At 73.9% G+C, this 13,588-nt stretch carries 11 protein-coding genes; 7 read left to right on the top strand and 4 right to left on the bottom strand.

What is annotated here, in order from left to right; genetic code table 11:
- The first annotated feature begins 57 nt into the window (after positions 1-57).
- A complete protein-coding gene (locus tag HZS56_RS23210) occupies positions 58-1,242 on the top strand; it encodes a thiolase family protein (RefSeq protein WP_216722706.1) in 1,185 nt (394 codons plus the stop codon).
- 148 nt (positions 1,243-1,390) lie between these two features.
- Positions 1,391-2,164 carry a sulfite exporter TauE/SafE family protein gene (locus tag HZS56_RS23205; protein ID WP_216722705.1) on the top strand — a complete coding sequence of 258 codons (774 nt, stop codon included), beginning with the start codon at positions 1,391-1,393 and terminating at the stop codon, positions 2,162-2,164.
- Here HZS56_RS23205 and HZS56_RS23200 read toward each other — a convergent pair.
- The 3 genes from HZS56_RS23200 to HZS56_RS23190 all read right to left on the bottom strand — a co-directional run bounded on the left by HZS56_RS23200 (position 2,091) and on the right by HZS56_RS23190 (position 5,725).
- On the bottom strand, positions 2,091-4,211 hold the full coding sequence (locus HZS56_RS23200) for an MDR family MFS transporter (protein ID WP_216722704.1): 2,121 nt from the start codon (positions 4,209-4,211) through the stop codon (positions 2,091-2,093). The two genes, HZS56_RS23205 and HZS56_RS23200, sit on opposite strands and share 74 nt — an antisense overlap.
- 115 nt (positions 4,212-4,326) lie before the next feature.
- A complete protein-coding gene (gene cobF, locus HZS56_RS23195) occupies positions 4,327-5,100 on the bottom strand; it encodes a precorrin-6A synthase (deacetylating) (protein WP_216722703.1) in 774 nt (257 codons plus the stop codon).
- 61 nt (positions 5,101-5,161) lie between these two features.
- Positions 5,162-5,725: a DUF309 domain-containing protein gene (locus HZS56_RS23190; RefSeq protein WP_216722702.1), complete on the bottom strand. Its 564-nt coding sequence runs from the start codon at positions 5,723-5,725 to the stop codon at positions 5,162-5,164.
- A 251-nt stretch (positions 5,726-5,976) separates the two neighbouring features.
- Between HZS56_RS23190 and HZS56_RS23185 the strand changes: the two genes are divergently transcribed.
- Positions 5,977-6,657 (top strand): response regulator transcription factor, encoded by a 681-nt coding sequence (locus tag HZS56_RS23185; RefSeq protein WP_216722701.1) that lies wholly within the window; start codon positions 5,977-5,979, stop codon positions 6,655-6,657.
- Positions 6,654-7,907 carry a sensor histidine kinase gene (locus HZS56_RS23180; RefSeq protein WP_308408137.1) on the top strand — a complete coding sequence of 418 codons (1,254 nt, stop codon included), beginning with the start codon at positions 6,654-6,656 and terminating at the stop codon, positions 7,905-7,907. The genes HZS56_RS23185 and HZS56_RS23180 overlap by 4 nt, the downstream gene beginning before the upstream one ends.
- On the opposite strand, the gene HZS56_RS23175 is transcribed toward HZS56_RS23180, so the two are convergent.
- Positions 7,873-9,438: an aromatic amino acid ammonia-lyase gene (locus tag HZS56_RS23175; RefSeq protein WP_216722700.1), complete on the bottom strand. Its 1,566-nt coding sequence runs from the start codon at positions 9,436-9,438 to the stop codon at positions 7,873-7,875. The genes HZS56_RS23180 and HZS56_RS23175 overlap by 35 nt on opposite strands.
- A gap of 62 nt (positions 9,439-9,500) precedes the next feature.
- Between HZS56_RS23175 and HZS56_RS23170 the strand changes: the two genes are divergently transcribed.
- The 3 genes from HZS56_RS23170 to HZS56_RS23160 all read left to right on the top strand — a co-directional run.
- Complete coding sequence (locus tag HZS56_RS23170; protein ID WP_216722699.1) at positions 9,501-11,090, top strand: FAD-dependent oxidoreductase; 1,590 nt, start codon at positions 9,501-9,503, stop codon at positions 11,088-11,090.
- Positions 11,087-12,157 carry an alpha-hydroxy acid oxidase gene (locus tag HZS56_RS23165; RefSeq protein WP_216722698.1) on the top strand — a complete coding sequence of 357 codons (1,071 nt, stop codon included), beginning with the start codon at positions 11,087-11,089 and terminating at the stop codon, positions 12,155-12,157. The genes HZS56_RS23170 and HZS56_RS23165 overlap by 4 nt, the downstream gene beginning before the upstream one ends.
- Positions 12,151-13,588 (top strand): cytochrome P450 (locus HZS56_RS23160; RefSeq protein WP_216722697.1); only part of this gene is annotated, 1,438 nt, incomplete at its 3' end. The genes HZS56_RS23165 and HZS56_RS23160, both read left to right, overlap by 7 nt.

The raw sequence follows: 13,588 nt of genomic DNA, 5'->3' as shown, positions 1-13,588 counted from the left end.
GGTCCGGCGACGGCGTGCCGCCCGGCGGACCGGGCGACGGCGGTCAGGAGCCCCCTCGTGCGTCCCGTCCACTTCGCGGCCGCCCGCCGCACCCCCATCGGCAGGCTGCGCGGCGCCCTGTCGTCCGTACGGCCCGACGACCTCGCCGCCGCCGTGATCCGGGGACTGGTCGCCGACGTGCCGGCCCTCGACCCCGCCCGCGTCGACGACGTGTACTGGGGCGCCGCCAACCAGGCCGGCGAGGACAACCGCAACGTCGCCCGGATGGCCGCCCTGCTCGCCGGCCTGCCGGAGACGGTGCCGGGCGCCACGGTGAACCGGCTGTGCGCCTCCGGTCTTGAGGCCGTCACCGCCGCCGCCCGCACCGTCGCCGCGGGCGAGGCCGACATCGTGCTCGCCGGCGGCTCCGAGTCCATGAGCCGCGCCCCCTTCGTGCTGCCCCGCCCCGACGAGGCGCTGCCGCACCGCATCGAGACCGCCGACACCCGGCTCGGCTGGCGCCTGGTCAACCCGGCGATGAAGGACCTGCACGGCCTGCTGTCCATGGGGGAGACCGCCGAGGAGGTCGCCGAGCGGTACGGTGTCCCGCGCGAACGCCAGGACGAGTTCGCCCTGCGCAGCCACCGCCTCGCCGCGGAAGCCCGCAGGAAGGGACTTTTCGACGACGAGATCCTCCCGGTGGAGCGCCCCGACGGCGTGGTCGTCGACACCGACGAGTGTGTCCGTGAGGACACCTCCCTGGAGAAGCTGGCCCGGCTGAAGCCGGTCTTCCGCCCCGGTGGCACGGTCACCGCGGGCAACGCCTCCCCGATGAACGACGGCGCCGCCGGTCTCCTGCTGGTCAGCGAGGAGGCCCTGGACGGCCTGGGGCTCGAGTCCCTGGGCCGGTACGTCGCCGGCGGCTCGGCCGGCGTCCACCCGGACGTCATGGGCATCGGCCCGGTCCCCGCCACCCGCAAGGTGCTCGCCCGGGCCGGCTGGAGCGTCGGCGACCTCGCGGAGGCCGAGTTCAACGAGGCGTTCGCCGCCCAGGCCCTCGCCTGCGTCGACCGGCTCGGCATCGACCCCGGCCTGGTCAACCCCACCGGCGGCGCCATCGCGCTGGGCCACCCGCTCGGCTGCTCGGGCGCCCGCATCCTCACCACCCTGCTCCACCGCATGCGCCGCACGGGAGCGGCCCGCGGGCTGGCCACGATGTGCGTCGGCGTGGGGCAGGGCAGCGCGGTCCTCGTCGAACGGTAGGCCGAACGTCTGGGGTGCCGTCCGGACCGTCGGGCTCCACCCGGCGGGCGGGCCGTACAGGCCACCCGGCGCCGGCCGGTCGCTAAGGATCAATGGGCGAGACGGTGCTTACGGCGTCGGCCGGGTGCGCATAGCATCGGTGGCCGCAATGGACACCATGACGCTCTGGCACCTCACCGGCTGGCAATTCGCCGCACTCGCCTTCGCGGCGCTGCTCGTCGGCTTCTCCAAGACCGCGGTGAGCGGGGCCAACACGGTCAGCCTCGCGATCTTCGCGGCGGTCCTGCCCGCCCGCGCCTCCACGGGCATCCTGCTGCCGGTGCTGATCGCCGGGGACGTCCTGGCCGTCCTCACCTACCGGCGCCACGCGCACTGGCCCACGCTGTGGCGGCTGTTCCCGGCCGTCGCGGTGGGCGTGGTCGTCGGCACGCTGTTCCTGGTGTGGGCCGACGACGCGGTCGTCCGCACGTCGATCGGCGTGATCCTGCTGTTCATGGCGGGGGTGACGGTGTGGCGCCGGAGGCGGACCGGGGCGGGGGAGCAGCCGGACGGAGCCGCTTCCCGCGCCGGCCGGGTGAAGGCCCGCTCGTACGGCGTCCTCGGCGGGTTCACCACCATGGTCGCCAACGCGGGCGGCCCGGTGATGTCGATGTACCTGCTCTCCGCCGGCTTCCGGAAACTCGGCTTCCTGGGGACGTCGGCGTTCTTCTTCCTGATCGTCAACGTCTCCAAGCTGCCCTTCAGCGCGGGCCTCGGCCTGATCGACGGCCGCTCGCTGCTCCTGGACGCCGTACTGGTGGTCTTCGTGGTGCCCGGTGCACTGCTCGGCAAGTGGGCCGTGGACCGGATCAACCAACGTCTGTTCGAACGTCTGGTGATCGCGGCGACGGTGGTGGGCGGTCTGCAGCTCCTGCTCGCCTGACGCGCTGCGGAAGACCGGTGCTGAGGTCCTCCACCAGCAGGCGCTTGGCGATGGAGTCGAGGGCGGCGCGCAGTTCCGCGTCCGTGGGGCGGCCGATGTCCTGCGCCACCCGGTCCTCCAGCCATGTCGCCCACGCCCGGCCGATGACCAGGGCCTCGCGGGCACCCGCCGCGGTGTGGGAGAGCAGGGAGCCGTCGCGGGTCAGGAACCCCTCCTCCACCATCCGGTCGAAGACCGGCAGCAGCACCTCCGGCGGCATCCGGCGCCGGGCCGCGATCAGCCCGAGGCTGGCGTGCCCGACCAGCCGCGTGAACAGCTCGACCTGCATGACGGCCCAGGCGCCCGCGACATCGAGCCGGGTGTCGCTGCCGGCGATGATCCGGCGTGCCGTGTCCAGCTCCGTACTGCCGATGACCTTGCCCACGGACGCCTCCAGGGTCCGCCTGCTGCTGGCGTCGTGCGGCGAGGCGAAGCCCTCGCCCATGTCCGTGGAGCCCGCGCGGGCGCTGTCGCGCAGCTGGACCTGCTTGAGGAACAGAGCGACGACGAAGCCCAGGACGGCGACCGGCACGGTCCACAGGAACACGGTCTGGATGGTCTCCGCGTACGCGCCGACGATCGGCGCCGACGCCTCGGACGGCAGCCCGTGCACCCCTTCCGGGCTGGTCGACGCCCTCGCGATCACCGACGGATCGGCGGCGCCCGTGCCGGCGGCCGCCGCGACGCCGTCCCGCAGGTTGGGCCCGAGCGAGTTGGCGTAGATCGTGCCGAACACGGCGGTCCCGAAGGAACTGCCGAGCGTGCGGAAGAAGGTGACGCCGGAGGTCGCCGTGCCCAGGTCGGCGTAGTCCACGGTGTTCTGCACGGCGATGACCAGCACCTGCATCGACAGCCCGATGCCGGTGCCGAGCACGAACATGTACAGCGACTCCAGCCCCGCGCCGGTGGCCGGACCCATCAGCGACATCAGATACAGGCCGGCGCCCATCACCAGCGAGCCCGCGATGGGGAACAGCCGGTAGCGCCCCGTCTTGCTGACCACGTTGCCGCTGAACACCGAGGCGATCAGCAGCCCCGCCACCATCGGCAGCGTCCGCACGCCCGAGACGGTGGCCGAGTCGCCGTCGACGTACTGCAGATACGTCGGCAGATACGTCAGCGCGCCCAGCATCGCGAAGCCGACGACGAAGCTCAGGACGGAGCAGACCGTGAACACCGGGTTGGAGAACAGCCGCATCGGCAGCATCGGTTCGGCCGCCCGGGTCTCCGCCCGGCAGAACAGGCCGAGCGCGAGCAGGCCGCCCGCGAACAGGCCGACGATCACCGGCGAGCCCCACGCGTACTCGTTGCCGCCCCAGCTCGTCGCCAGGATCAGCGCGCTCGCGCCGACCGCCACCAGCGCGATGCCCAGATAGTCGATGACGGGACGCCTCGCCGACTTCACCACCGGGATGGTGCGGGCCGCGGCGATCACCACGACGACCGCGATGGGAACGTTCACGTAGAACGCCCAGCGCCAGGACAGGTGGTCGGTGAACAGCCCGCCCAGCAGCGGGCCGACGACCGTCGACACCCCGAACACCGCGCCGATGGCGCCCTGGTACTTGCCGCGCTCCCGCAGCGGGATGACGTCCGCGATCAGTGCCATCGCCGTCACCATCAGGCCGCCCGCGCCGATGCCCTGCATCGCCCGCCAGGCGATCAGCAGCGGCATGTTCGTGGCCAGCCCGCACAGGAACGAGCCCGTGATGAAAACGACCGCCGAGACCTGGAAGACCACCTTGCGCCCGAACAGGTCGCCGAACTTGCCGACCAGCACCGTCGCCACGGTCTCCGCGAGCAGGTACGAGGTCACCACCCACGACATGTGCGCGGCGCCGCCCAGGTCCGACACGATCGTGGGCAGCGCGGTGCCGACGATCGTCTGGTCCAGGGCCGCGAGGAGCATGCCCAGCATGATCGTGACGAAGACGACGTTCCGGCGGCGCCGGTCCAGTACGGGAGGCTGCGCGGCTGCGGCACGGGGCGTTTCCTCGGCGACTGTCACACGGTCACGATCACACCGGTGCACGGGCCACGCATGCGGGGACGGTCCGCCCGGGTCCGCCCGGGTCGGGACCGCCCGGGACCGCCCGGTTCGGGATCCGGGGCCCGGGGGCGGGTCAGCGGTCGCCGGGGTTGCGCCGCAGCAGATAGGTGTCCATGATCCAGCCCTTGCGCTCCCGCGCCTCGGCGCGCAGCCGCTCGATGCGGGGCGCCGCCTCGGCGATCGGGCCGGAGTCGAGGATCTCGTCCGGGGTGCCCAGATAGGCACCCCAGTAGATGTCGATGTCCTGGTCCGCGTACTGCCGGAAGGCCTGGTGGGCGTCCAGCATCACGACGACGTCGTCCGCGTCCGCGGGGAAGCCCTCGGCGAGCCGCCGCCCCGTGGTGATCTGCACCGGCCGCGCCACCCGGTTCAGGCCGGTCCGGTGCCGGGCGACCAGCGAGGAGACGCTGCTGATGCCGGGCACGACGTCGTACGTGAACGTCACCGTGCCGCTCTCCAGTACCTCCTCGAGGATCCCGAGCGTGCTGTCGTACAGCGCGGGGTCGCCCCACACCAGGAACGCGCCGCTCTCGTCCTCGCCCAGTTCCTCGGCGATCAGCCGCTCGTAGATCCCGGCCCGGGCACTGCGCCAGTCGCCGACGGCGGGGGAGTAGGCGGCGCCGCCCGCGCTCCGGTCCCGCTCGGGGTCGCGCGCCTCGACGATCCGGTACGTCCCCTCCGGCACGTGCGTCTCCAGCATGTCCCGGCGCAGCCGCACCAGGTCGGCCTTGGCCCCGCCCTTGTCCAGCACGAAGAACACGTCCGTGCTCCGCAGCGCCCGTACCGCCTGCAGCGTCAGCTGGTCCGGGTCGCCCGCGCCGATACCGATCACATGAATTGTCCGCACGCCACGAGTCTGCCGTACGCCACCTGCCGCGCCGCGACCGGGCGGCCCCCGGGGCCGGACCTCAGCCCCGCAGCCGGGGTGCCCGCGCCCCGGCGTCCACGCTCCCGCCGGCCTCCACCTCACCGGCCAGTTCCCGCGCCCATCCGGCGAGCGCGCCGAGATCCATTCCGTACGGCCGCGCCCGCCCGGCCCCCGACGCCGCCCACTGGGTCACGGCCCCCGCCCCGCGCCGCAGCAGCCGCGCCCCGCCGGTGGCGTTGCCGCGGGCGGCGTGCGTGAGCCCCACGGCCAGCTGGGCCAGCCCCCGCCACAGCTCGCGCTCGCCGTCGGGCCCCGACTTCCAGGCGTCCTCGAAGACCTCGTGCGCGTGGAACGGCTTCCCCTCCGACAGCAGCCGCTGCGCCTCAACCACGGTCTCGTCCGGGGCCCGCACGACGCCCTCGGGCTGCCGGGGGACGCCCTCGTCGCCGTACGGCAACGGGCGCCCGAGCCCGTCCCGGGGCCGGGCGTTGCGCGCCCGCCCCTCGTCGTCGCGGTCGCGCCCGCCCGCCGGGCGGTCGGTGCCGTCGCTGTCCGGGGTGCCGTCCCCGGCGTTCTGCACGCTGCTGTCGGCAGGGATGTCCATGGCACCGATTGTCCCTCACCGATTGTCACTCGCCCGGTCCGCTGTCTCTCGCCCGGTCCGCCGCGTCGCGGCCGCCGGGCCCGCCGGGTCCCGGTCCGGGAGACGAAACGGCACGACACGGACGGTAAGGGACCGAGTACGGAACCGAGTTGGCGCAGCCCGGCCCGTTCGTCCCGGCCGCGCGCTAGCGTGATCACGCCGATCGAATCGTCGTTCGGTCAACAGGCGACGGGGGTGAGCGGAGTGGGACGGTGGCGCAGGAGCACACGCACAATCCTTGGCGGCTGCTGCTCGTCGAGGACGACCCGGAACTCGTCACCATGCTCTCCGGGGTGCTGCGGGACGAGGGCTACGCGGTCGACGTCGCGACCGACGGGCAGCGGGGCCTGCACCTCGGCCTCACCCGGCAGTACGACGTGCTCGTCGTCGACCGGCGCCTGCCCGTGCTGGACGGCCTCGACGTGCTGGCCCGGCTGCGCTCCCGCGCGGTCCGTACGCCGGTCATGCTGCTGACCGCGATGGGCACGGTGCACGACCGGGTCGACGGTCTCGACGCCGGCGCCGACGACTACCTCGTCAAGCCCTTCGAACTCGACGAACTCAGCGCCCGGTTACGAGCGTTGTGCCGGCGTGCGCTCGACCGGGCCGACGTGCTCAGGATCGGCTCGGGGCAGCTCCACGTCGGCCGCCGGGAGGTCGAGCTGGCCGACGGCGAGCGGATCGCCCTCGCGGCACGCGAGTTCGCGCTGCTGTGGGTCCTGGCCTCCCGCCCCGGCACCGTGTACTCACGGGCGGAACTGCGCCGGGCGGTCTTCCAGGAGGCGCCCGCGTCGTCCATCGTCGACACCTACGTCTACTACCTGCGCCGCAAGCTCGGCCGGCAGGTGGTGTCCACGGTGCGTGGTCTCGGCTACCGGCTGGGGGAGCTGTGAGGTCGTCGGCGCACGCGGAACTCGCGGCGGTGCGCCGGGCACGGCTGCGGATCTCCGTGATCACCGGCGCCATCATCACGCTGCTGGTCGCCGTCGTCGGCGGCATCGCCCACACGGTGATGACCCACGCGCAGGACGAACAGGTGTGGCGGGAACTGCGCTACGGCGCGGAGCGCGGCGACCTGTCCAGCCCTCCGGGGTGCACCTGGCTGTACGGCCCCGGTGCGCCCCGGCTCGCCAACGCCCCGGCCGGCTTCCCGGTGCGCGCCGACCTGGACCGGGTGCGCGCCACCGGCGAGGCGGTGGAACGCACCGTGCGGCGCGACCACACGGTCTACCTGGTGCGCAGCCAGCTCAGAGCCGACGGGGAGATGGTGCAGGCGGTGTTCGACATGCGCTTCCAACTCGCCGACCGCAGCTACCTGTTGAGAGCGCTGGGTGCCGCCGAAGCCGTGGGGCTGGTCGCTGCGGCCGTCACCGGCGTGGTGCTCGGCCGCCGGGCGGTCGCCCCGCTGGCCGAGGCGCTCGCCCGGCAGCGCCGCTTCGTCACGGACGCCAGCCACGAACTGCGCACGCCCGTCACCCAGGTGTACACCCGGGCGCAGGTGCTGTCGCGGCAGGCGAGCGCCGAGGACCTGCCGGCCCGGCACCGCGACGAACTGGCCCGGCTGGTCGGCTCGGCGGGCCGGCTCGGGGAGGTGCTCGACGACCTGCTGCTGTCCGCGAGCCTCGCGGCCGGGCCCGCCCGGCGGCCCGAACGCCGGCCGGTCGACCTGGCGGAGCTGGCCCGGTCCGTGGTCGCCGAGGAGTCGGACCGGGCGCGGGAGGGGAACCTCACGATCACGGTGGACGCCCCGCACCCGCTGTTCGTCGACGGCATCGAGTCCGCGCTGCGCCGCGCCGTCGCCGAACTGCTGACCAACGCGATCGGCCACACCCCGGCCGGCGGACGGATCACGGTCGCGCTCGGGCGCGTACGGGGCGCGGTGGAACTGACCGTCACGGACACCGGCGCCGGGTTCGACCCGACCGAGACGGAGCGGCTGTTCGAACGTTTCCACCGCAGCGGCAGGCACGGCCGGTACGGCCTGGGGCTCGCGCTGCTGCGGGAGGTCGTGATCCACCACGGCGGCACGCTCGCCGCGAGCAGCCGGCCCGGCAGGGGAGCCCGCTTCATCATCCGCCTCCCGGAGGGTGCCGGCCGCCCCGCCCCCGCTACGGCGCATCCGGTCGGATCAGGTCGCCCGTGACCAGCAGGCGCGCCGCGGCGCGGACGTCCGCGTCCAGCGGCCGGTCCGGCTCCACCGGGTCGATCAGGCCGGCCAGGGCGTCGAGCAGCTCACCGCACCCGGGAGCCGTCGGGCGGCGGGCGCCGACGTGCACGGCCTGGCGCAGCCCGAGCGCCAGCGACCCGCACAGCAGGCCCAGCAACTCGGCCATGTCGTAGGAGCGCAGGGCCGCCTGGGTGCCGAACGGGACGACGTCCTGGTTGTGCAGGTTCGTCGGCAGGCTCTGCATACCGGCCGGTGTCGCGGCGCGGCGGATCTCCGCGACGAACGCGGTGGTGGCCAGCTGCACGCCCTGGAGCCCGTGCTGGGCACCCGGCTCGACGGCCAGCATCGGCGGGAGTCCGCCGTTGCGCGCCGGGTCCACCAGCAGGTCGAGCTGACGCTCGGCGAGATTGCCCAGCTGGGCCGTGACGGACGCCAGCAGGTCGGCCGCGAAGGCGGCGGGCTGGCCGAAGAAGTTGCCGCCGTGCACCACCTTGCCCGTGCCCGTGCCGCCCGTGCCCGTGCCGCCCGTGCCGCCCGTGCCCGTGCCACCGGGGAAGAACAGCGGGTTGTCACTGACGCCGCCCAGGTCGGCGGCGACCACACCGTCGACGTAGCCCAGGGCGTCCTCGGCGGCGCCGAGCAGTTGCGGGGCACAGCGGATGCTGTACGGCTCCTGCAGCGGCCGGGTGCCGGAGGGCACCGTGCCGTCGAGCGTGTGCCGCATGCGGGCGCCGACGGCGACCGCGCCGGGATGGCCGTAGGCACGCAGCAGGTCCTCGTCGAGGAATGCGGGATCGCAGCCGAGGAGGTCGGCCAGCAGGCAGGTCAGAGCCGTCAGCGCACGGTGCGCACCGCGGACGGAGTCGAGAGCCAGGGCGGTGGCCGCGGTGGTGACGGAGGTGCCGTTGACGAGCGCGAGGGCGTCGCGGCCGTCCAGCGCCAGGGGGCGCAGCCCGGCGGCGGCCAGCGCGTCGGCGGCCGCCGTGCGCCGTCCGTCCACGTAGGCGTGCCCGCGGCCGCGCAGCGCCTGGGTGGCGTAGGCCAGCGGGATCAGGTCGCCGCTCGCGCCGACGGAGCCGTAGCGCGGGACGGCGGGGACGAAGGTCGTGGCGAACATCGCGGCGATCCGCTCCACGACCTCGGCGGACACGCCGGAGAACCCCTGGGCGAGCGACCGGGCACGCAGCAGCAGGGCCCCGCGCGCGATCTCGTGCGGCAGGTCCGGACCCTGGCCCGCCCCGAGGTGCGCCAGGGTGTTGTCGCACTGGTCCGCCTCGTCGGCACGGCCGGCGTAGCCGACCAGCGCGCCGAAACCCGTGGTGGCGCCGTAGATGTGCCGTTCCCCGCCGCCGTCGCCGTGGCGCAGCCCGTGGAAGAGTTCCCGGCCGCGGTCGATGCGCGCCCGGGCGGCGTCGTCCACGGTGACGGTGAGCGGCGTCGCCGCGCGGCGCAGGTCGGCGCGGTCCAGCGGGCCGGTCAGCGAGACGGTGTCCTTGGTGGTGAGCACGCCGGAGAACATAGGCCGTGAATCTCAGAACGCTCTGAAATCCGGTGGATAGCGTCCGGCCCATGGCGCACGACTACCTGATCATCGGAGCGGGGCCCGCGGGACTGCAACTCGCCGCCTCCCTGGAGCGTGACGGTGCGGACTACGTCGTTCTGGAACGCGGCAGCGTTCCGGGCGCGTTCTTCACGCGCTTCCCCCGGCACCGCCAACTCATATCCACCAACAAGGTGCACACCGGATACGACGATCCGGAACTGCGGATGCGGATGGACTGGAACTCGCTCCTCAGCGACGATCCCGAGCTGCTGTTCACCCGGTACAGCCGGCGCTACTTCCCGCCGGCCGACGACTTCGTCCGCTACCTCGCGGACTTCGCGGCCCGCACCGGGGTGCGGGTGCGGTACGACACCACCGTGGAGAAGGTCTCCCGCGACGCCGACGGATTCACCGTCACCGACCACGCCGGCACGACCTGGCGCGCCCGGCGCCTGGTGGTGGCCACCGGAGTGTCGCAGCCGAACCTGCCCGACGTCCCGGGCATCGAACTGGCCGAACGCTACGACACCTTCGACACCGACCCGGAGTCCTTCACCGACCAGCGGGTGCTGATCGTCGGCCGGGGCAACTCCGCCTTCGAGACGGCCGACAGCCTGATGGAGACCGCCGCGGTCATCCACGTCGTCGGCTCCGGCTCGCTGCGGCTGGCATGGCAGTCCCACTACGTCGGGCACCTGCGCGCGGTGAACAACAACTTCCTCGACAGCTACCAGCTGAAGTCGCAGAACGCGCTGCTCGACGGCCGCATCCTGGAGATCCGCCGGGACGCGGACGGCTTCAGCGTGCCGGTCTCCTTCGAGCGGGTCGACGAGGTGGTCAAGGACCTCCACTACGACCGGGTGATCGTCGCCACCGGGTTCCGGATCGACACCTCGTTCTTCGACGACACCTGCACACCGGACCTGATCGTCGACGACCGCTTCCCCGCCCTCACCCCCGTCGGCGAGTCGGCCAACGTGCCCGGCCTGTACTTCGCCGGGACCCTGATGCAGGGGCCCGACTTCAAGAAGTCCACCACCGGCTTCATCCACGGCTTCCGCTACTCGGTCCGTGCCCTGCACCGCGCACTGCGCCGGCGTCACCACGGCGAGCCGTGGCCGGTGACCGAGCTGGGCGACGACCCGGAGCGCTCCGTCGACGCGGTCGTCACCCGCGTCAACCGGTCCTCCGGGCTGTGGCAGCAGTTCGCCGTCCTCGGCGACCTGCTGCTCGTCGGACCGGACGGGACGGTGCGCTACGCCGAGGAGGTCCCCGTGCGCCACGTCCCGGACGCCGTGCGCGCCGGTGACTTCGGCGAGACGGCCGCCCACGCGGTGATCACCCTGGAGTACGGCGCGGACCACGACCGGGTCGACCCCTTCGACGTGGCCGCCTCCCGCAAGTCGCAGCAGGACGTGGGCGGCCTCGACGGCCGCTACCTGCACCCGGTCGTCCGCTGGTACCGGGCCGGTGAGTTCGTCGCCGAGCACCACATCACGGAGAACCTGGAGAACGAGTGGGACAGCGAGGAGTTCCACCGCGCCCCGCTGCGCGCGTTCCTCACCGGACACCTCGGCTCCTCGCTCCCCGGCTCCCCGGCCCCGGTGGCACCGTGACGCTGCGCGCGCTGCACGACGCGGCCCGCGAGACGCTCGACCCCGTCCACTACGACTACGTGGCGGGCGGGGCCGGCGAGGAACGCGTCCTCGCCGCCAACGAGCGGGCCTTCGAGTCGTACCGGCTGCTGCCGCGGGTGCTGCGCGGCAGTGAGGACCGGGACACCGCGGTCGACCTGCCGGGTGCCCCGCGGGCCGCGCCGGTGGTCGTCGCGCCGACCGCGTTCCACCGGCTGATGCACCCGGACGGCGAGCGGGCCACCGCCCGCGCGGCCGCCGCCGAGGGCGCGGTCCTGGTGACCGGCACGGCCGCCACCACGGCGGTCGACGCCGTCGTCGCGGCGGCCCGCGAGGCGGCCCCCGACCCCGCCGTGTGGTTCCAGCTGTACCCGCATCCGCGCCGGGAGGTCACCGAGGCGCTCGTGCGGCGCGCCGAGAAGGCGGGCTGCACGGCGCTGGTGGTCACCGTCGACTCGCCGGTCTTCGGCCGGCACACCAGGGACCTGCGCAACGGGTTCGCCGACCTGCCGCCCGGATACGCCGCGGAGAACATGCGCGACCTGCCGGGCGCCCCGCCCGGGGCCCTCACCGACATCCCGATGTCCCCGGCGCTCTCCTGGCAGGACTTCGCCGGAATACCGCGCATGACCCCACTGCCGGTGCTGGTCAAGGGAGTTCTCCATCCCGAGGACGCCCGGCTGGCCGTCGGGCACGGCGCGTCCGGGGTGATCGTCTCCAACCACGGGGGCCGCCAGTGCGACGCCGTCCCGTCCGCGGTGGACTGCCTGCCCGCGGTCGTCGGCGCCGTCGCGGACCGGGTGCCGGTCCTGCTGGACGGCGGGGTGCGCCGGGGCAGCGACGTCGCCGTGGCCCTGGCGCTGGGAGCGGCGGCCGTCGGCGTGGGACGCCCGGTGGTCTGGGGCCTGGCCGCGGAGGGCGAGACCGGCGTCCGGACCGTCCTGGCGACGCTGCGCGACGAGTACGACCACACGCTCGCCCTGTGCGGGGGGCGCCGCAACACGGATCTGACGCAGGACATGGTCGTCCGGAAGGGGGAGACGTGGTGAACAGCCGGACGAAGCCGGCCGCGCCGGACACGTGGTGGCTGCCCCGCAAGGTGGTGGCACTGCGCGTGCGCATCTTCGAGAAGGTCAACGGCGACCAGACGCTCACCCTGCCCAACGCCACGCACGGGCCCGAGGTGTTCGAACGGGTCTACGCCCACCCCGCGGTGGACGGCCGCAGCGCCGGGGCCGGCCTGTCCGACCTGTTCTGGTACTGGCTCTCGCCGGGGCCCGAGGTGCACCAGGAGCACCTGGAGCCCGGCGAGCGCTACGAGGACGTGGCCGCCACCACCCGGCGCATGCTCGTCGGCAGCTCCGCCGACCTCGCGGAGGCGGCCACCAGGGCCTTCGCCCGCGTACTCGACACGGTGCCGGACAACCGCGTCAGCCTGGTGAGACTGCGCGACCTGGTGATGCCCGCGTGGGCGGAGTTCTGCTACGAACTGGTCTTCAAGGAGCCGTGCCCGCCGCGCGCCCGGGACCTGATCACCGCCCATGCCGAGGACGTGATCAGCGCGCTGAAGTGCACCGGACTGCGCCACCCGCGGCGCCGGGCGCGGCTGACGGCGTACCTGCGCGAGCGCGTCGCGGCCGGTGACGTGCCGCACCCGCTGCCGGCCACGCTGTCCCCGTCGGAGCAGGTGCACTACCTGCAGGGGACGATGTTCAACACGGCCGTCGTGCAGCTGTCCGAGGCGACCGCGCACGTCCTGCTCGCCCTGGCCCGCCACCCCGACGTCCAGCGGCGCGCGGCGGAGGACCCCGAGGACGACCGCTACCTGACCCACGTGCTCGACGAAACGATGCGCCTGTACCCGCTGTTCGGCATCGCGCACCGCATCACCACGGGCGACGTCCCGCTCGACGAGGACACCGTGCTGCCGGCCGGGTCCGTGGTGTGCTTCAGCTACCCCGGCTACCACGCCACCGGCTACGACCGGCCCGACGCGTTCGACCCGGACCGCTGGGCCACCCTGTCCGCGAAGGACGCCCACCACATCCCCTTCGGCGTGGCCGACAACCGGCCCTGCCCGGCCTGGCGGCTGTCCCCGCTGGTCATGCGGGCGGCGGTACGGGAGTTCCTGCGCCGGTTCCGGCTGGACTCGACGGCCTCGCACACCCGGTCCATCCCGCACCGCGCACCCTGTCTGCTCGTCCCGCGCGGTCTGCCGGCCGAGCCGCGCGGGCTCGATGCGCTGCGGAGCTTCGTCCGGGTGCGGGACGGGGTGGAGGACGTCACGCGGGGCGTACGGCAGTTGGTGCTGGGCACCGCCATGGTCCTGCACGCGCGCCACAAGCGGCTCGCGGTGCGCTACTTCGAGGAGCACGCGGCCAACGGCTGCCCGGTCGCGCACCAGCCGGCCGCGCACCAGGGGGACGTCCACCCGGAAGGCGCCCACCCGGAGGGCGGGCAGCAGGGAGGCGCCCATCTGG

The sequence above is a fragment of the Streptomyces mayonensis genome (assembly GCF_018982965.1).
Classification (GTDB): domain Bacteria; phylum Actinomycetota; class Actinomycetes; order Streptomycetales; family Streptomycetaceae; genus Streptomyces; species Streptomyces mayonensis.
The sequence above is the reverse complement of the archived record's forward strand: the minus strand, read 5'-3'. Positions and strand labels throughout refer to the sequence as shown.

Coding starts and splice junctions, on each gene's coding strand:
- HZS56_RS23205 (WP_216722705.1), top strand. CDS start 1,391: ATGGACACCATGACGCTCTGGCACCTCACCGGCTGGCAATTCGCCGCA.
- HZS56_RS23190 (WP_216722702.1), bottom strand. CDS start 5,725: ATGGACATCCCTGCCGACAGCAGCGTGCAGAACGCCGGGGACGGCACC.
- HZS56_RS23170 (WP_216722699.1), top strand. CDS start 9,501: ATGGCGCACGACTACCTGATCATCGGAGCGGGGCCCGCGGGACTGCAA.